Raw genomic sequence first — 19,247 nt, forward strand, 5'->3', positions numbered from 1 at the left:
CGGGCCGCGCCGTACGTCAGGTGGTGATGCTCTGGCGCTGCTCGGCCGCGTACGCCATCGCGTGCCGCACGACCGCGACGAGGACGTCCTTGACGGATTCCCGCTCGCGCGCGTCGCACAGGACGACCGGCGTGCCGGTGTCGAGGTCGAGGGCCTGGCGGATGTCCTCGGCGGGGTAACGGACGGCGTCGTCGAAGCAGTTGACGCCGATCACGAAGGGGATGGAGCGCCGTTCGAAGTAGTCGACGGCGGCGAAGCAGTCCTCGAGGCGGCGGGTGTCGGCGAGCACGATCGCGCCCAGGGCGCCGGTGGAGAGCTCGTCCCACAGGAACCAGAAACGGTCCTGGCCGGGCGTGCCGAAGAGGTACAGGACGAGGTCCTCGCGGAGCGTGATGCGGCCGAAATCCATCGCGACGGTGGTGGTGTGCTTGTTCTCCACACCTCTGGTGTCGTCGACCGGGCGACCCGCCTCGGTGAGCACCTCCTCCGTGCGCAGGGGCTTGATCTCGCTGACCGCGCCCACGCAGGTCGTCTTGCCCACGCCGAAACCGCCGGCCACCAGGATCTTGAGCGTGACGGGCTCGACCGGGGGCTTGCCACGCTCAGAACGCCCGAAGATCATCGGTCTCACTTCCTGCTTGTTCGTGGTCGCGCGGCGGTGGCCCGTAGCCCCCGCCGCCGGGGGTTTCGATGACTAGTACGTCGTCGGCGCCGACTTCCACCGAATCACTTCCGCCGAGTCGGACGACGCTGCCGTCGGCGCGCTCGACCCGGTTGGCGCCGAGGGCTCCGGGCGCGCCGCCCGCCATGCCGTAGGGCGGGACCCTGCGGTGCTGCGAGAGCGTGGAGACCGTCATGGGCTCCTGGAACCGGATGCGGCGTACGGCGCCGTCCCCGCCGCGCCAGCGTCCCGCGCCACCGCTGCCCCGCCGTACCGCGAACTCGTCGAGCCGGACGGGCAGCCGCCACTCCAGGACCTCGGGATCGGTGAGACGGGAGTTGGTCATGTGGGTCTGCACGACGGGCGCCCCGTGGAAGCCGTCACCCGCGCCGGATCCGGAGGCGACGGTCTCGTAGTACTGGTGGCGCTCGTTGCCGAAGGTGACGTTGTTCATCGTGCCGGAGCCCTCGGCCTGGACGCCCAGGGCCGCGTACAGGGCGCCGGTGATGGCCTGCGAGGTCTCCACGTTGCCCGCGACGACCGCGGCCGGGGGTTCGGGGGCGAGCATCGAGCCGGGCGGGACAACGATGTTCAGGGGGCGCAGACAGCCCTCGTTGAGGGGGATGTCGTCGGCGACGAGGGTGCGGAAGACGTACAGGACGGCAGCGTCGACCACCGAGAAGGGGGCGTTGAAGTTGCTCGTGAGCTGCGGGGAGGTGCCGGTGAAGTCGATCGTCGCGGAGCGGCTGTCGCGGTGCACGCGCACGCGTACGCGGATGACGGCTCCGGAGTCGGCCTCGTAGGCGTACTCGCCGTCGTCGAGGGCGTCGATGACGCGGCGGACCGCTTCCTCGGCGTTGTCCTGGACGTGCTTCATGTACGCCTGAACGACGTCGAGACCGAAGTCCTCGATCATCCGGGCGACCTCGTCGACGCCCTTCTGGTTGGCGGCGATCTGGGCCCGCAGGTCGGCGAGGTTGGTCCTGGGGCTGCGCGAGGGGTACGGCGCCTCGGTGAGCAGGCGGAGGGTCTCCTCCTCACGGAGGCGGCCGGCCTCGGCGAGCAGCCAGTTGTCGAAGAGAACGCCCTCCTCCTCGATGGTGCGGCTGTTCGCGGGCATGGAGCCCGGCTGGATGCCGCCGATCTCGGCATGGTGGCCGCGCGAGGCGACGTGGAACAGGATCCGCTCACCCTCCGTGTCGAAGACCGGGGTGATCACCGTGACGTCGGGCAGATGGGTGCCGCCGTGGTACGGGTCGTTGACGGCGTAGGTGTCGCCCTTGCGCATCCTGTCGCCGCGCCGCCGGATGACCTCCTTGACGCTCGTGCCCATGGAACCGAGGTGCACGGGGATGTGGGGCGCGTTGGCGACCAGGTTGCCCTCGGGGTCGAAGAGGGCGCAGGAGAAGTCCAGGCGTTCCTTGATGTTGACCGACAGGGCGGTGGACTCCAGGCGGGCGCCCATCTGTTCGGCGATCGACATGAAGAGGTTGTTGAAGACCTCAAGCAGAACCGGGTCGACTTGCGTGTCGAGATCGGAACTCTCCGTAATCGCCGCGCGTTCCATGATCAGGTGGCCGTCGCCCGTGATGGCCGCCTGCCAGCCGTCGTCCACCACCGTGGTGGCGCCGGCCTCGGTGATGATCGCCGGTCCGGTGACGGTCTCGCCGGGCGGAAGCTGCTCGCGGCGGCGCAGTGGTACGTCGCGCCAGGTGCCGCCCGTGTGGAGGCGGACGGTCCCGGGAGCGGCGGGACGGTTTTCGGTGCGGGGGTTTTCGGTGCGGGTGGGGTCCTCGTGCGTGGCGAGGGCGGAGAGATCGGGGGGTTCGGTGATGCCGGTGGCTTCCACGGAGAGGGCTTCGACGACGACCGGGCGGTCGAGGGTGAAGGAGTACGTGGCGCGATGACGTTCTTCGAAGGCCTGGCGCATGGTGGCGGGCTGCGCGAGCTCGACGGTGAGGGCCGTGTCGGTGCCGTCGTAGCGGAGCTGGGCGCGGCGGGTGACGCGGATACGGTCCTCGGGGACGTCCTCGGCGAGGAGTTCGGCGCGGGCGGCGCCCTCCAGGTCGTCGGCGGTCTTCAGGACACCGGGCATCGAGGCCGGTTCCAGGAGGGTTTCGACGGACCGTTCCCGCATGGCCGTGGTGTCGGCGAGGCCGATGCCGAGGGCGGAGAGCACGCCGGCCATGGGCGGTACGAGGACGGTGCGGATGCCGAGCGAGTCGGCGACCATGCACGCGTGCTGTCCGCCCGCTCCGCCGAAGGTGGTGAGCGCGTACCGGGTGACGTCGTGCCCCTTCTGGACCGAGATCCGCTTCACGGCGCCCGCGATGTTGGCGACCGCGATCTGCAGGTAGCCCTCGGCGACCTGCTCGGGCGTGCGGTCGTCACCGGTCCGGTCGCGGATCTCGCGCGCGAGGGCGGCGAACTGCTCGCGGACGAGTTCGTCGTCGAGGGACTGGTCGCCGTCGGGGCCGAACACTCGGGGGAAGTGGGTGGCCTGGATGCGGCCGAGCATGACGTTGGCGTCGGTGACGGTGAGCGGGCCGCCGCCCCGGTAGGAGGCGGGCCCCGGGTCCGCGCCCGCCGAGTCCGGCCCTACGCGGTAGCGGGAGCCGTCGAAGTGGAGGATCGAGCCGCCGCCCGCCGCGACGGTGTTGATGTCCAGCATGGGCGCGCGCAGCCGGACCCCGGCGATCTGCGTGGTGAAGACGCGTTCGTACTCGCCTGCGAAGTGCGAGACGTCGGTGGAGGTGCCGCCCATGTCGAAGCCGATGACGCGGTCGAAGCCGGCGAGCTGCGACATGCGGGCCATACCGACGATGCCGCCCGCGGGGCCGGAGAGGATGGCGTCCTTGCCGCGGAACTGTCCCGCTTCGGCGAGGCCACCGTTGGACTGCATGAACATCAGCCGTACGCCCTGGAGTTCGTCGGCGACGTGCTGGACGTAGCGGCGCAGCACGGGCGACAGGTAGGCGTCGACGACGGCCGTGTCCCCGCGTGGGACGAGCTTCATCAGCGGGCTGACCTCGCTGGAGAGCGAGATCTGGGGGAAGCCGATACGGGTGGCCAGCTCGCTGACGGCCTGCTCGTGGGCGGGGTGGAGGTGGCTGTGCAGGCAGACCACGGCGACCGCGCGGATTCCGTCGTCGTACGCCTCCTGGAGGGGGCCCGCGAGGGCCTCCAGGTCGGGGGCGCGCAGCACGGTGCCGTCGGCGGCGAGGCGCTCGTCGACCTCGACGACCCGCTCGTACAGCAGCTCGGGGAGGTCGATGCGGCGGGCGAAGATGCGGGGGCGGTTCTGGTAGGCGATGCGCAGGGCGTCGCGGAAGCCTCGGGTGACGACGAGGAGGGTGCGCTCGCCCTTGCGTTCCAGGAGGGCGTTGGTGGCGACGGTGGTGCCCATGCGGACGGCTTCGACGGTGGCCGCCTCGACGGGGTCAGGGGAGCTGTCCAGGAGTACGCGGACGCCCTCCACGGCGGCGTCCGCGTACCGCGCGGGATTGTCGGAGAGGAGCTTGTGCGTGAGCAGGCGGCCGTCCGGGCGACGCGCGACGACATCCGTGAAGGTACCGCCCCGGTCTACCCAGAACTGCCAGCCTGTCGTCACGTCCGTCTCCCCGATCGCGCTGCTCGGCACCGTGTCCGCACGCTGGTGGATGACGTACTGCCGATGGTCGTCGACGATCAGTCAGATCCTATCGGGAGGGCTTCTTCAGCGCCCGTCGCACATCGGCGGACGCTTCTCGGCGAAGGCGCGGCAGCTCGGTCACAGTGCCCTGAGGCCGTCGATCACGTCCCGGAGGATGCTCTCGTCGACCAGTTCGGCTGGGGGTACGGGGCGTTTCACGTGGACCAGTTCCTCGTCCACGAGGTCCCCCACGAGGACGCGGACCACTCCGATGGGAAGGTCCAGTTCCGCGGCCAGTTCGGCCACCGACTGGGGGGTGTCACGGCAGAGTCCGACGATGTCGACGTGTTCCGGGGACAGCGAGTGGTCCGCCTCCGGGTCGTCCGCCTGGGGTTCCGCCACGACCACCGCGATCAGATCGAGGCGGTGCTGGACCGCGTGGCTGGTGCGGCCCCGCGTCATGGCGTACGGACGGACCACCGGTCCGGCCTCGTCGTCGAACCAGTGGCTTCTTCCCTGATCGTCTCCGCTCATGACATCCCACTACCCGTCCTAGGGCACATCGGTGCGCGGAGCGGCACCGAGATGCACGCCGACGCGCTTCACGAGGAGGGTCATCTCGTACGCGATCTGCCCGATGTCCGCGTCGCCGCCCGCGAGGACGGCCAGACAGCTGCCGTCGCCGGCGGCCGTGACGAACAGGAAGGCGTCGTCGAGTTCGACGACGGTCTGCCGGACGTTCCCCGCCTCGAAGTGGCGGCCGACGCCCTTGGCCAGGCTGTGGAAGCCGGAGGAGACGGCCGCCAGGTGCTCGCTGTCCTCGCGGGTCAGGTCCTTGGAGAAGCCGGTGGGCAGCCCGTCGCCGGAGAGCACCAGCGCCTTGCGGATGCTGGCGACGCGCTCCACGAGGTCGTCGAGGAGCCAGTTCAGCTCCTTGGATCCCGAGCCGGCGGCGTTGGGCCCTGGGCCCTGCGGTGCGGTCATCGACCGTCCCCCTTAGTCGTTCCTCGTGCTGAGCCGTCGCGGGCCCCGTCGCCCGCGACGTTCTCCTCTCGGCCGCGCTGCCAGCCCCGCTGGAGCGAGGCCATACGGCTGCGTACCTCGTCGGCGTCGCGTTCGGCCGGGTCAGCGCCGTCCGTACGGGCACTGTCGCGCTCGACACGCCGTGCCGGGCCGTCCTTCAGCTGCGGCGCCAGGCTGGCCTGCCGGACGCGCCGGGGCAGCGGCCTGTTCCCCGATTCTCCCTCGCCGCTCGCAGTGGCCGCGCCCGGGCTGGTCCCGGTGGTCTCGTTCGGCGGGGTCGCACGACGGCGTCTGGGCAGCCCGGGCGGCTCCTGCGCGGCGCGGGAGACGGACCGCGCACCCGACTCCTTGCGGTCGGCGGGCGGAAGGGCCGACAGCCCGACGTGGTCGCCGCGGCGGGCCGGCAGCGGCCTCGGCGCCTCGAGTCCGGCCGACGATGCCGGTTCAGGCCTCTCCGAGGGCTTCCCGTCCCCGCGCCGGGGCCTCTCCGTCACGGGGCGGCCGTGCGAGCTGACGAGCTTGGGCGCCCTGCGCCGGGGCAGCTGTGCCGGGCCATCCGAAGCGTTGGTGTCGGCGTCGCCGAGGTGGGCGGGTTCGGCCCGGGGGTCGCGTCGCTGCTGCTGCTCGCCGGGGGCCCCGGCAATCGAGTGGCGCGGCCGGAACAGGCCGCCTCGCTCGCCGTCCTCGTCGTCGAGGGCATCCGGGAAGCCACCGAAGGCGTCGCCCAGACCGACCGGTGCGTCCAGGCCTGACGGCGTTTCCAGGCCGACCGGTGCGTCGAGGTCGACCGGGGCCTCCAGCTCGATCGGGCCGTCCAGCAGCGAGGGCGGGAGGCCGGGGAGCCGTACGGGTACCTCGGACAGGGCCGCCCGGCGTTCCGCCTCGAGTTCGGCCTCCCTGGAGGGATGGACCCGGTCGAGACGGAAGCCGACGCCGTTGGTGTCCGGGATGTCGTCCGTGAGGAGCGCGTCGGGGATGAAGACGACGGCGGTGGTACCGCCGTACGGCGAGGGCTGGAGGGAGACGCGGACGTTCTGCCGCTGGGCCAGTCGGCTGACCACGAACAGACCGAGCCGGTCCGTGTCGGACAGCTCGAACTCGGGGGTCTCGGCGAGGCGCAGATTGGCTTCCAGGAGAGCCTCGGCCGCCATGCCCAGACCCCGGTCGTGGATCTCCAGGGTGAAGCCGTTGGCGACGCGCTCGCCCAGGACCTGGACGGCGGTGTGCGGTGGTGAGAACACCGTGGCGTTCTCCAGGAGTTCGGCCACGAGGTGGGTGAGGTCGGCGACTGCCGGGCCGGTGATGGCGACCCGGGGCAGCCTACGGACCTCGATGCGCTCGTAGTCCTCGACCTCGGCGACGGCGGCGCGCACGATGTCCATGAGCTGGATGGGTTTGCGCCACTGCCGGGACGGGGCGGCGCCGGAGAGGATGACCAGGCCCTCGGCGTGGCGGCGCATGCGCGTGGTGAGGTGGTCGAGGCGGAACAGGTCGGCGAGTTCCTCGGTGTCCTCGGTGCGGCGCTCCATGGTGTCGAGCAGGGTGAGCTGCTTGTGGAGCAGGACCTGGCTGCGGCGGGCGAGGTTGACGAAGACCTCGGAGATCCCGTCGCGGAGTTCGGATTGCTTGACGGCGGCCTCGACGGCGGCGCGCTGGAGGGTGTTGACGGCCTGTCCGACCTCGCCCATCTCGGTCTTGTCGTACTCCAGGCGCGGGACCTCGGTCTCCACGTCGACCTTCTCGCCCACGGAGAGGCGGCGCATCACGCTGGGCAGGCGGACCCCAGCCGCCTCGTGGGCGTCCTGGCGCAGGCGGCGCAGGTCGCGGACGAGCGACCGGCCGATGCGTACGGACATGAAGAGCGAGTACAGCAGGGCGGCGAGGCCCAGCACGCCCGCGATGACGGCCTTGAGGACGACGGTGACGACGAGCGGCCGGACCCGCTCCTGGAAGCGGTCGCCGGCCTCGATGTTGAGTTCGGCGAGTTCGTCGAGCACATCGTCCACCGCGCTGTCCCAGGTCTTCGCGGTGACGCCGCTGGGTTTGCCGGGCTCGGCGTTGATGACGGACTGTTCGGCGACGCGCAGGGGGCCCGTGCCCGCGTTGTCCCAGTAGTACTCGAAGCGTTCGCGTTCCGTGACGGGCAGCAGGGGCAGGGTGACCTCGTACATCAGCGTGCGCTGGGCGACGAGGTCCGAGACGTCACGGATCTCGTCGCGGGTGAAGCTGCCCGAGACGAAGGCCGAGCTGAGCAGCGCGTCCTCGCGGGAGAGCAGTTCACGCGCGCGGGCTACGTTGACGAGGGCACGGCCTTCCTTGTCCATCTCCACGTTGTCCAGGACGTGAAGGTTGGCCAGCATGGTGAAGCACGGGTCCACGAAGTCGTTGTAGGCCTCCAGGGCCTGGGAGACGTCGACAGTGCCCGCCTCGACGGCGCTGCGCAGGGAGGAGAGGCCGTCGAGGGAGTCCAGGATCGTGGTGAGGCGCGTGGCGGTGTCCTCGCCCATCTCGTCCTGTACGTCGCTGTCCTCGGCCTTCTTCCTGATGGCGGCAACGGCTTCGTCGGTGGCGTCCTGGCTGCGTTTCAGAGCGGTGAGGGCGTCGGAGGCGCGGGGGTCGGCGAGGTAGACGAGGGTCTGGCGGCGCTCCTCCTGGAGGACTTGGATGGTGTCCTCGGTGGGGTAGCCGATCTCCTCGACGACGTAGGAGACCTTGAAGAGCTGGTTGACGTCCCGGGCCGTGAGGAACGTCGCGAAGGCCCAGATGCCGGTCAGGGACAGCAGGGGCACGAGAAGCAGCGCCACGATCTTCCGGCGGATGGACTTCCCGCGAAAGCGCATGGCCTCCCCCAGCTCGGCCCTCGCCGCACCGAGGGCACAAAGTGCGTCAACAAACGCCCGTGAGCCTACTACTGGGACACAGGTAACTCGAAGGGCCGTCCGTGCCCGTGCTCCCCGTTCAGGGCGCGGGACATGGGGAGTTGTCCGTTCATTACGGGAGATTGCCTCCTGCGGCCCGGCACTTGGGACGCTGACTTCCCGTCGGGGGACCTTGCCGGTTGGCCGGAATTCTTCGTTCGCCGGGAATCTTTGGCGGACGCCGTTCGTCTTTCTGTACAGGAATCGGGGGCGGAATCGGCCATAGGCGCCGCATGCCGCGCTCAGGCGGCGTAAATCAGCGCAAGCCGGGCAACAGGAGGGGTGCCGGGGTCTCATGGTCCCGGAGTGAACTGGCTGCCGGCGGTGGGGAGTGACGAGTTGATGGGCACGGCGGAGCGGCGCTCGGCGCCCGGGGGCGGCGTGGCGACATCCGAGGCGGAGGACGGACGGGAGCGCGGGTCGGATCCGGGCATTCCGGTGGGCACCGCGTCCCGGCAGCACGGGACGGCGGACATACGGCAGGAGACAACGGGCGGGCAGCGGGAGAAGACGGACGGTCAGCACGGGACAGCAGGCACGCAGCACGGGACGACACGATCTCCGTACGAGATCAGTGGTGACGAGATCAGTGGTGCCGAAGAGCGGCCGAACTACCGGGCGTTGTGGGTCGAGGAGCCCGCGCGGAAGCGGCGGATGCCGGATCCGGTGCGGACGGCGGCCGTGCGAGCGGTGCTCATCATCGCGGTCACACTGGTCCAGGCGATGGTGGCGTTCCTGTGCACGATGGCCGGTTCCTGGCTGGCCTTCCCCATGGTCCTCAGCAGTGTCGCCAGCACGGTCGTGGCGACCTGGGGCGCGCTGGACGTGTGGGTGACGCGCCAGGTGTGGAACCAGCGGAACGGGGTGGTGTCCGCGCCCAGCAGTACGGCCCGGGCCCTGCGCCGGGAGCGCCGCCGGGCCAGGCGGCAGGCACGGGCGGCCGCGCGGAGCCAGGCGCGAATACACCGGCGGCAGGGCAGGGCCGGACAGCTGTCGCACTCGTAGGGCAGCGGCACAGGACGGGCGTGCTGGTCGAGCACCGGATGGAGACCGCTGCCGACGCCTCCGCGCCCCCGTCCACCGCTTCTCCGGCGGCCGAGTGAGCGCGGCGCCAGGCGGGGAGGTCAACTTCCCCTGCTGATGCGGGTCGAGCGCCCCTTCGGGGCGCGGGGAACTGCGCGACCGGGCATGGGCGGCCCGCAGTTCCCCACTGCCGCGCGTCTACGGGGCGCTCGGCGCGGGCCGCTTGAACATCCGCGTCGCCGTGATCTCGCTGTGCACGGCCTCCCCCGCCTGAGGCTGCTGCGGCAGTCCCGGGCGGAGATGTTCCTCCACTCGGATGTACTTGAGCCCGGCACGCAGATCCGCATCGTTCCGCAGGCGGATCACCAGCGGGAACTCGGCCAGCGCGGTCGTGTCGAACAGGCCCGTGGTGTAGAGGAGCTGGACACCGAGGGCGTCCGACACGGCCCGCTGCAACTCCAGCAGATACGTCGCGTTCGCGCGCCCGATCGGGTTGTCGAGGAACAGCGTGCCCGCGTGCCGGTGCTTGTCGCGGCCCCGGTCGTTGGAGCGCAGGGCCGCCATCGTGCAGTACAGCGCGATGGCGGCCGTGAGCAGCTGGCCGCCCGAGAACACGTCCCCCATCTGCCCGACGGGCACGCGCTCGGCGCGCAGCACGGCGTCCGGCTTGAGGATCTCAACGGCGACACCCTTCGGCTGGAGCGCGGCACTGACCCCTCTGAGCAGTAGGGACATACCGTCGCGCCGCAGGTCGGAGTTCTTCTTGACGGCCGCGCGGGTGGCATCGTCGATGACCTCACCGAGCCGTTCGACGAGCGTCGCCTGATCGGGCTCCTCGAAGCGGATGCGCAGGAACTCCTGCCCTGACCACTCGCCGAGCCCCTCGGGCAGGCGGGACAGCCGCTGGGCGGACCGCAGGGTGGCCAGCGCCGACTCGACCAGCCCCCGCAACCGGTCCACGATCGAGTCGCGGTTGCGCTCCAGCTGCTCCAACTCGTCCGTGAGGACGCGTAGCCGGGGCGCGAAGGCGTCCGCCCACTTCTGCGCGTGCTCGGGCAGCGCGGACGCGGGCAGTTCACGGATCTGCTGGCGGGCAGGCGTGCGCACCTGCTCGTAGCGTGTGGAGTTGGCGTGCCGTACGAGGACGTCGCCCGCCTCGCGTACGGCGGCCTCGGCGGCGGACAGGTCGGAGGCGCAGCCGCGCAGCGAGCGACGGGCCTCGGCGGCGGCCGCCCGGGCCTCGGCGAGGCTGCCGGGGTACGGCTCCGGCTGTTCCTGCTCCCCCTCGCTCGCGTGCTCACGGAGGAGGTCCCGGAGCAGGGCGGCCGTCTCGTCGAAGCCGCCGGCCGCGTCCTCGGCGGCGCGATGGGCCTCCAGCAGCTCGGCGTGGGCCTCACGGTCCTGGGTCAACGCCTCGGTGCGGGAGGCGAGTTCGGCGGTGGCGGTACGCAGCAGCGCCTGGGCGTGCTCGGCGTCGCGCGGGACCTGCTCCTCGGGCAGCTCGGTGTGCGCCTCGCCGTCCTCGGGCGCGTGCCGCTCGGCCTCGCCGCGCAGCCGCCCGAGTTGTTCGCTCGCGGTGGACATACGGGTCTCCAGGAGCTGCACCAGCTCCTCGGCACGGGCTGCGGCGGCCTGCCGGGAGGGCCCGTCGGAGCCGTCGGGGGACTCGAGGAGCTGCTCGGCGCGGTTGCGGACCTTGTTGCTGAGCCGGTCCAGTTCCGCACGCGCGGCGCTCTCGTCGCTCTCGGCCCGGGCCTGCTCGGCCCGCAGATCGGCACCGACGCCGACCTTCTCGTACACCTGGGAGGCGGCGCGGTACGCCTCGCGGAGGGCCGGCAGGGACGACTTCGGCGTGTCCGTGCCGTCGTCCGGTACGTCGTCGGGAGCGCCCGCGATCTCGGCGCGCTCGGCACGCAGGGCGCGCGCCGTGCGGCGGGCGTCGTCGGCGGCGCGCTGGGCGCCACGGCGGTCCTCGTCGGCGGCCCGGGCGCGCTCCAGGCAGATCTGGGCGCGGGCCTCCGACTCGGCGGCCTCGTCGGCGAGTTCGCGCAGCTTGACCTGCCAGCCGGAGCGCTCGCGCAGCCGGAAGGCGAGTCCGGCGAGGGCGTCGGCGGAGCGCCGGGCCTTCTGTGCGGCCTCCTGCCGCTCGTCGCGCACCTGGGCGGCCTCGGAGGCGGCCTCCTCCGCCTCGGCCCGTACGGTCCGTGCCTCCGCGAGCTCGGCCTCGGACTCCTCGGCGAACGCGCGCGTCTCCCGCGCCGCGGTCGCGAGCTCGGTGAGTCGTCCGGCGGGGCAGCCCGTGCGCCACGAGGCGAGCCGCGCGGCGAGTTCCCGGTCCTTGCCGAGGCGCGCGGCGAGCACGCGGATCTCGTCGTCCCGTTCGGTCGCCCGGGCGCGCAGCGCCTGCCGTTCCTCGTCGGCGGCGTGCTCGTCGTGCATGGCGGGGTTCGGCGGGACGAGGAAGACGTCGCCCTCGTTCTCGTCGAGGGCCGGGGTGGGTGCGAGGAGTGCGGCGGCGGTGCCCACGGCCACGGCGGACCTGGGCAGCAGCGCGGCGTCGGCGAGGGCCTGGCGGGCCCGGGCGTGGGTGGCCGGGTCGGTGATGATCACGCCATCGACGAGCTCCGGCCGCGCGGCCAGCACGCGCGCGTGGTCGGCCGGGTCGATGGCCTGGGCGAGGTAGCGCCAGCCGGGCAGGGCGGGAATGCCGTGCTCGCCGAGGAACTCGACGGTGGCCAGCACATCCGGTCCCGGCGGCAGCAGCCCGCCGTCACCGAGGGCGCCGAGGATCCGGGCGTCGTCGGCGGCGGCGGTCCGCAGCTCGAAGAGGTGCCGCTCGGTGGAGGCCACGTTCGCGTCGAGCAGCTCACGCAGTTCGTCGGCGTAGCGGTCCAGCTCTTCGGGGGTGAGGGGCCCTTCGTCCGTAACCGAGGAGCCTTCGTCCGTGGCCCGGGAGCCGGTGTCCACGGGGTCCGCCGCCGTGGTGTCGTCGCGTCGCTGCCGCGGAACCGCGGGGCGCGCGCCCTTGCCGCCGCCGAGGCCCAGCAGCTCCACGAGCCGTTCCTCCGCCGCCAGCGCCTCGGCGGTGCGGCGCTCCCCGTCGTACGCGCGCTCGGCGGCGGCTGCCGCGTCCGCCGCGCGGGCCGCGGTGAGCTCGGCCCGCGACTCGGCGGAGGCCGCCTCCCGTGCGTGCTCGGAGGCGCGGCGGGACGCCTCGCGCGCGGTGTCCCAGGCGGCGACGGCCGTCTTCTCGGCGTCGCTCGCGGCGAGCGCGGCCCGCGCGGGATCGGCGTCCGGCGCGCTGTCGTCGAGCCAGCCCGCGCGGACGGCCTCGGCGGTCTCCTGCTCGACCTCGGTGAGCCGCTGCCGCAGGTGCCCGGCCTCACTGCGGGCCCGCTGGGCTTCGGTCGCGGCGGCCGTCGAGTCCCGGTACGCGGCCTCGCTCACCTCCTGGAGCGCGCCGGACCGCTCCTCCTCCTCGTTCGCGAGCGTCTCGGCGCTCTCGGCGGCGCCGTGGAGGGCACGTACGAGGTCGACGGCGGCCTTGGCGCGGGCGGCGAGCGCGGGGGCGGCGTCCCGCTCGGCCTCCTGGATCGCGGCGGCCACGCGCGCGACCCGGTCGGCGGCCGCACGGTGGCGGAGCACGGCCTCGGCGGCCTGCCAGGCGGAGTGCAGGGTGCGTGCGTCGGCGAGCTCGCGCTTCTGCGCGGCGGCCGACTTCTCGGCTCCGGCGAGCGCCAACGAAGCGTGCCGGTAAGCGAGTTCGGCCGCGATCAGCGCGGTGCGCTCGCGGGCACCCTCGGCGTGCGTGACCGCGTACGCGGCGGCGGTGACCCGCTGGGCGAGGTCGGTGCCTCGCAGACGCTCCTGCGCGGCTCTCGCGGACAGGCGCCGGGCCAGCGTCCGGGTCCGCCGCTCGGCGCCGGCGTGGATGTCCCGCGCGCGTGACCTGGCCTCGGCCGCTTCCACGATCCGGCCGAGCAGGTCGACGGAGCCCGCCGTGAAGTCCCGCTCGGCGATCAGCTCGGCACGCCGGCCCAGCTTGTTGCCGAAGCCGCCGACCAGGTCCGCGAGGCCGTCGGTGTCCCGGGTGTCGGTCACGGCCCGCAGCAGCAGATCGGTGAAGTCGGAGTCCTTCTTGACCGCGAAGAGTCCCGCGGCCTCGCCCTCGTCGGCGTTCATCTCCCGCTGGTAGCGGAAGAGTTCGGGGTCGAGACCGAGGTCCGTCAGATGCTCGTTCCAGCGGTCGTGGATCTCCTCCCAGTGCACTTCGAGGTACGGGTACGCCTTGCCCGCCTCCATGAGCGCGTCCCGGAAGCCCTTCATGGTCCGGCGCCGCCCCTTCGCGCCCGACTGCCCCTCGACGGGCGGCCGTACGGTAGTGGACTCGGCGACGGGCAGGTTGTCCAGGCTCAGCCCGGGTCCGGGCCGGAAGGAGTACCAGGCCTCGGCGAACTTCCGCGGGTCGTTGGAGACCTGCCGCCCCCGCCATTCGCTCACCTTGCCGACGACGACGCACTCACCGGTCAGCGTGTGCTGCCACTCCAGGGCGACATGCCCGCAGTCGTCCGCGAGCAGGAACTTCCGCAGCACACCGGAGCTGGCGCCGCCCAGCGTGTTCCGGTGGCCCGGCAGCATCACCGAGAAGATCAGCTTGAGCAGCACCGACTTGCCGCCGCCGTTCTCCAGGAAGAGCACGCCCGCGGGCGCCGGGCGGCGCGGCGGCCCGGTGGGCTCCTCCTCGAAGAACTCCGCCTGCTGGGGCGCGGGGTCGGGCACGGGCCGGCCCACACCCCGCAGGTCCAGCACGGTGTCGGCGTAGCGCGCACCGGCCGGCCCGATGGAGTAGAGGCGGATCCGGGACAGCTCGTACATGGCGGCGGAACTCTCGCAGTCGTAAGGGTGGTTCGTACGGTCAGGAGTGGAACGGCAGCCCGGCGTCGGCCACCAGCTCCAGGTCGTCGGTGTCCTCGGCGGGCAGCAGCGTGGCCGTGCCGTCGGTCACCGGGACGACGCCCAGCTCCAGCAGCTCGGCCATGGCGGCGCTGCCCGCCATGTCCCGCACCTGGAGCTGGTAGCGGGCGGTCGTCCGGTAGGTCCCGCCGTTGTCGTCGCCCGTGCGCTGCAGGAACCCGGAGTCGGTGAGGAACGCGACCGCCTTGGCGACGATGCCGGTGGTGGAACCCGCCAGTCTGCGCGCGTCCTTGGTGGCCCCGGTGGAGCTGCGTCTGACCCAGATCCGCCAGGCGGCCTCCAGCCCGGGCGCGTCGGTGGCCGGGTCGGTGTTCTCGCCCTGCTCCTCGGCCCGCTCCTCCAGCCGTCGGCAGGCCTGCCGTACGAAGGCGTCGACGCCGTTGACCGACACGCGCCCGATGTACCCGTCGTCGGCGAGGTCCTCGGGCCGCGGGAACGCCAGGGCGGCGACGGCGAGATGGGCCAGGCCGTGCAGGAACCGGTCCGCCGAGTCGGCCGACGTGCGACGCGCGTAGTCCCCCATGCGCACGGCGAACACGGAGTCCTCCGCCGCCGTGACGGCCATCCCCGCGCGCGGGGACACCTCCAGCACGATCAGCCCGAGCCCGGCGGCCACGGCATCGGCGAGCCGCGCGAACGGTGGGTCCTCCCGGTACCGCCGCAGCAGCTCCCCGTACTCCTGGTCCCGCGCGGGCTGCAACTTGGGCTGCAGCCCGAACGCCACGAGCCGCGCCGCGTCGGCGGCGTCGGCGGGGGTGACGGCGGCGGACGCCGGAGCGACGGCGGCCTCCGGCTCACTCCACTCGACGTGCTCGTTCACGATGGGGGCTCCTTGATCTGCGATACCTGACATACGAGGGCGAGGGCGCGTGCCCCGTAAGGGGCGCGGGGCTGTGACATATGCGGCTCCGCCACGATGGGGGTCCCCCCTGTTCGAGCGAAGCCGGGATCTTGGGGGGAGCGACCAGCCACGAACGACCCGCGGCCGAACAACGACCCGCGGCTCGACGGCGCTCTCACGCCGCCTCCGTTCGATCCGCCGCCATCCCCGCCGCGTCGAGCAGAGCCGTCCCCACTATCAGATCCGCCCCGCCGAACTCCGGATCGTCCAGCTCGGTCCCGTCATCCACGGCGAACAGGAGCTTCTCCTCACCCTGGCGATAAGCCGTGCCGACCGGCGGGCTGGCCGCGTGCACGGCCAACAACGCCACCAGGTAGGGCAGTTCGGGATCGTGCCGACGCGCCTCGGCAAGCAGCCCGGACAACCGCCGGGGCGCGTCCGCGGGCAGGTCGAGCAACTCCATCGCCGCACCCAACTGCTCCTCGCTGAACCGGCTGTCGTCCGGCGTGGCGATCAGATCCGGCTCGGGCATCTCCGCACCGAGGTGCTCCCGCTCCACGGGCGGGGTGAGCAACAGGTCGACGAGGTCCCCGATCCGTACGGACGCCGGAGTCCGCAGCCCCGTCCCGCGCGCGAAGAAGGCGTCCGTGACCCGGATCGCCTGCTCCAGGGGCAGCGGGAGGACGGGCGCGACCAGGTGCCCGTACAGGTCCATCCCCGAGGTGGTCAGGGGTGTGGCGAAGGCCTGGCGGTCCTGCTCGGCGCGGAAAAGCGGGCCGGCTTCCAGCAACCGGGACTGCAACTGCGTATGCCGGCGGATGCAGTCCTTCACGATGTCCACCAGCTCGGCGGCGCGCCGCTTGTGCTCGGGGTCCTCGGACTCGTCGCGGGCCTTGCGGATGTTCGTGAGGATCGCGTTCTCGTGGCGGTAGCGGTCGGCGACGTGGTCGAGGGCTTCGGCGATCATGTCGGGGACGGCGTTGAGCCAGTCCACGGCCCTCACGTTCCGCCGGGTGGCGTCCAGTGCCCTGCGCAGCGTCTCCGAGTACTGCACGGTCCGGTAGCGGGCCTGCTCGGCGGCCAGTTGGGCGTCGGCGAGGCGGCCGCGGCTGATCAGGACCTCCAGCTTGACCTCGGCGGCGATCTGGGCGCTGGTGACGTCGGTGTCGAGGGCGCCCACGAGGACGTTGACGGCCTCGTCGGTGGTACGGAGGTAGACGCCTCCTCCGTAGCCCGGGACCTCCTCGATCAGCTTGAAGTCGTAGTCGCGGCGCACATAGGAGCCGTCGGGGGCGAACGTGCCGTACACGGCCCGGAAGCCGCGGTCCACGCTGCCGACGTTGATCAGGTTCTCCAGGACCCAGCGGGCCACGCGCTCGTGCTCGGCGACGGGGCGCCGCGGGGCCTGGGCGGCGATGCGCGGGATGAGACGGGCGACGATCTGGTCGTGGTCGGCGCCCGTGTCGAAGTCCATGTTCAGCGTGACCAGGTCGATGGCGGCGAGCGCCACCTCCGCCATCCCGTACACCGAGTACTCACCCGCGAGGTTGGCCTTGCGCGCGTCGAGGTCGTGCAGCGGAGCGGTGCAGGCGAGCGCGCGCAGCCGCCGCGCCAGCCCCTCGTCGGCGGCCGGGCCCGGAGCGGGGCGCGGCCCCGCGCTGAGCTGGGGCGGAACGCTGTCCGTCGATGCGGGTGAAGTCACGATGCACAGACTAGGTCCTCGGTCTGACAGTGCCGTAACGCTCCACCGGGAGAGGCTGGGGCTGCGGGTCGCGCTTCGTGGGCGGGCCCACGTGGTCGCTCGCGCGGCTCCCCGCGCCCTTTGGGCAGCGTGCCCCGGCCGATGCCCTGCGTCCCGTGCGGGGCGTGCCCCGGCCCGATGTCCCGCGCCCCCAGGGGGCGCGTTCAGCCGACGCCCTGCGCCCCGTCCGCCACCCTCCGCCCGTACACCTCGACCAGTCCCCTGAGCGAGTCCGCGAGGTAGACCTCGAGCAGCCTCTCCGCCTCGTCGCGCTCACCCGCCTGCAGCGTCTGCAGGATCTGCCGGTTCCGCGCGAGATACGGCTCGTGCAGGCGCCGCGGGTCGTCCACCACATGGAAGGCGAGCCGGAGTTCGGCGAAGACGCTGCGCATCACCTCGTCGGTGCGCTCGCTGCCGGCGAGCGCCACCAGCTCCCGGTGGAAGTGGATATTGGCCGTGGACACACCTTTCCAGTCACCCTCGCGTGCCGCCGCCTGCCCGTCCGAGACGGCTTTGGCGAGCCCCTCCACGGCGTACGGCGGTGCGCCGAGCCCGCGGACGACGGCGCACTCGACGAGGGTCCGGGTGCGGTAGATGTCCGCGACGTCGTCGACGGTCAGCACCCGTACGAAGACCCCGCGGTTGAGCTCGTGCACGAGCAGCCGTTCATGAGTGAGCAGGCGGAACGCCTCGCGGAGCGTGTTGCGGGAGACGCCGAGCGCGCCGCCGATGCTGTCCTCGGACAGCCGTGTCCCGGGCGGGAAGAAGCCCTCGGCGATCCGGCTGCGGAGGATGTCCGAGACCCGCTCGGCGGTGCTGGTTCGGCCCAACAGCGCACGGTCGTCGGCCAGTCCCGTCAGTTCTGCCATGCCCGGAATTCAATCGCAGATACAAGAACGAAACAACATGGGTATTGAGGGATCGTTCAACGATCCTCTACCTTGCTTGGCAGGCGCCGCGTGCAATCGCTCCGGCGCCGCGGCTTGCGCACGGCACGGCTCAACTCCTCACGCACCCTTCGTCCCTCACTGCGAGGTGCCCATGAGCACGACCCCTCCCTCTCAGGCCAAGACTCCCGACGCGCCCTCCACGACGGGTGAACCCGACACCGCGGACGGCGCGTTCGCCTGGCTGCGGGCGCTCGGTCCGCGCGGCCGCCGCGCCTTCGCGGGCGCGTTCGGCGGCTACGCCCTCGACTCGTACGACTACTTCACGCTGCCGCTGAGCATGGTGGCCCTGGCGGCCTACTTCGGACTGGACAGCGGCCAGACGGGCCTGTTCACCACGGTCACCCTGGTCGTCTCGGCGATCGGCGGAGCGGCCGCGGGCGTGCTCGCGGACCGCATCGGGCGCGTCAAAGCTCTGATGATCACCGTGGCGACGTACGCGGTCTTCACCGTCGCCTGCGGCTTCGCGCCCAACTACGAGACGCTGCTGGTCTTCCGCGCCCTCCAGGGACTCGGTTTCGGCGGTGAGTGGGCGGTCGGCGCGATCCTGGTCGCCGAGTACGCGAGCGCGAAGCACCGGGGCAGGACGCTCGGCGCGATCCAGAGCTCCTGGGCCGTCGGCTGGGGCCTCGCCGTGATCGTCTACACGCTGGTCTTCCAGCTCCTGGACGAGGACATCGCCTGGCGCGTGATGTTCTGGACGGGCGCGCTGCCCGCCCTGCTCGTCGTGTGGGTGCGCCGCCAGGTCAAGGACGCGCCCGAGGCGGCTGCCGCGCGCGAGAAGAGCAGCGAGAAGGGCTCGTTCAAAGCGATCTTCAAGCCGGGCTCGGCCGGCGCACCGGGCATGCTGCGGACCACGGTCTTCGCGGTGCTGCTGTCCACCGGTGTCCAGGGCGGCTACTACACGCTGGCCACCTGGGTGCCCACGTACCTGAAGACGGAGCGCGAGCTGTCCGTCGTCGGCACCGGCGGGTACCTCACCTTCCTGATCTCGGGTGCCTTCATCGGCTATCTCACCGGCGGCTACCTCACCGACCGGCTGGGCCGCAGGCGGAACATCTGGCTCTTCGCGGTCCTGTCGGCGCTGTGCATCCTGGCGTACGCGAACATTCCCAGCGGCGCCAACACCCTTGTCCTGGTGCTCGGTTTCCCGCTCGGGTTCTGCATGTCGGCCATCTTCAGCGGCTTCGGCTCGTTCCTCAGCGAGCTGTACCCGTCGGCCGTGCGCGGCACGGGGCAGGGCTTCACGTACAACACCGGCCGCGCCGTGGGCGCCGTCTTCCCCACCACGGTGGGCTTCCTGGCCGACAGCTGGGGTGTGGGCGGTGCGCTGGTGTTCGGCGCGATCGGCTACGGTCTGGCGGCGCTCGCGCTGCTGGGGCTTCCGGAGACACGCGGGAAGGAGCTCGTGTGAACCACATCACGACTCAGGACCACCCTGTGGCCCTCGCCACCCACGACCACCCCGCGGTCCACGCCACCCAGAGC

Annotated in this window: 11 protein-coding genes; 2 read left to right on the forward strand and 9 right to left on the reverse strand. The window is 72.1% G+C overall.

Translation table 11 applies throughout. From position 1 onward, the window contains the following. Positions 1-16: 16 nt before the first annotated feature. The 5 genes from FNH04_RS11270 to FNH04_RS11290 all read right to left on the reverse strand — a co-directional run bounded on the left by FNH04_RS11270 (position 17) and on the right by FNH04_RS11290 (position 8,155). Positions 17-622 (reverse strand): GTP-binding protein, encoded by a 606-nt coding sequence (locus tag FNH04_RS11270; RefSeq protein WP_152783040.1) that lies wholly within the window; start codon positions 620-622, stop codon positions 17-19. Next, positions 603-4,271 (reverse strand): hydantoinase B/oxoprolinase family protein, encoded by a 3,669-nt coding sequence (locus FNH04_RS11275; RefSeq protein ID WP_322722920.1) that lies wholly within the window; start codon positions 4,269-4,271, stop codon positions 603-605. Before FNH04_RS11275 ends, FNH04_RS11270 begins: the two co-directional genes overlap by 20 nt. A 159-nt stretch (positions 4,272-4,430) precedes the next feature. Continuing rightward, a complete protein-coding gene (locus FNH04_RS11280) occupies positions 4,431-4,826 on the reverse strand; it encodes a DUF742 domain-containing protein (protein ID WP_152783042.1) in 396 nt (131 codons plus the stop codon). 18 nt (positions 4,827-4,844) lie between these two features. Then, positions 4,845-5,276, reverse strand: a complete 432-nt coding sequence (locus FNH04_RS11285; RefSeq protein ID WP_152783044.1) for a roadblock/LC7 domain-containing protein — start codon at positions 5,274-5,276, stop codon at positions 4,845-4,847. Then, complete coding sequence (locus FNH04_RS11290) at positions 5,273-8,155, reverse strand: nitrate- and nitrite sensing domain-containing protein (protein WP_152783046.1); 2,883 nt, start codon at positions 8,153-8,155, stop codon at positions 5,273-5,275. The genes FNH04_RS11285 and FNH04_RS11290 overlap by 4 nt, the downstream gene beginning before the upstream one ends. 417 nt (positions 8,156-8,572) lie before the next feature. Here FNH04_RS11290 and FNH04_RS11295 point away from each other — a divergent pair, with 417 nt between their 5' ends. Then, complete coding sequence (locus FNH04_RS11295) at positions 8,573-9,238, forward strand: hypothetical protein (RefSeq protein WP_386574404.1); 666 nt, start codon at positions 8,573-8,575, stop codon at positions 9,236-9,238. A 216-nt stretch (positions 9,239-9,454) separates the two neighbouring features. On the opposite strand, the gene FNH04_RS11300 is transcribed toward FNH04_RS11295, so the two are convergent. The 4 genes from FNH04_RS11300 to FNH04_RS11315 all read right to left on the reverse strand — a co-directional run bounded on the left by FNH04_RS11300 (position 9,455) and on the right by FNH04_RS11315 (position 17,681). Beyond that, the gene (locus tag FNH04_RS11300; protein ID WP_152783048.1) at positions 9,455-14,131 is read right to left on the reverse strand and encodes a hypothetical protein; all 4,677 of its coding nucleotides are present in this window, start codon (positions 14,129-14,131) and stop codon (positions 9,455-9,457) included. A gap of 40 nt (positions 14,132-14,171) precedes the next feature. Beyond that, the gene (locus tag FNH04_RS11305; RefSeq protein ID WP_322722921.1) at positions 14,172-15,050 is read right to left on the reverse strand and encodes a hypothetical protein; all 879 of its coding nucleotides are present in this window, start codon (positions 15,048-15,050) and stop codon (positions 14,172-14,174) included. Positions 15,051-15,246: 196 nt separating this feature from the next. Beyond that, positions 15,247-16,773 carry a hypothetical protein gene (locus FNH04_RS11310; protein ID WP_322722922.1) on the reverse strand — a complete coding sequence of 509 codons (1,527 nt, stop codon included), beginning with the start codon at positions 16,771-16,773 and terminating at the stop codon, positions 15,247-15,249. Between the two features lie 203 nt (positions 16,774-16,976). Next, positions 16,977-17,681 (reverse strand): GntR family transcriptional regulator, encoded by a 705-nt coding sequence (locus tag FNH04_RS11315; protein ID WP_152783054.1) that lies wholly within the window; start codon positions 17,679-17,681, stop codon positions 16,977-16,979. Between the two features lie 172 nt (positions 17,682-17,853). Between FNH04_RS11315 and FNH04_RS11320 the strand changes: the two genes are divergently transcribed. After that, a complete protein-coding gene (locus FNH04_RS11320; protein ID WP_152783056.1) occupies positions 17,854-19,173 on the forward strand; it encodes an MFS transporter in 1,320 nt (439 codons plus the stop codon). Positions 19,174-19,247 lie beyond the last annotated feature (74 nt).

The sequence above is a fragment of the Streptomyces phyllanthi genome, assembly GCF_009377205.1.
Taxonomy (GTDB): Bacteria; Actinomycetota; Actinomycetes; order Streptomycetales; family Streptomycetaceae; genus Streptomyces; species Streptomyces phyllanthi.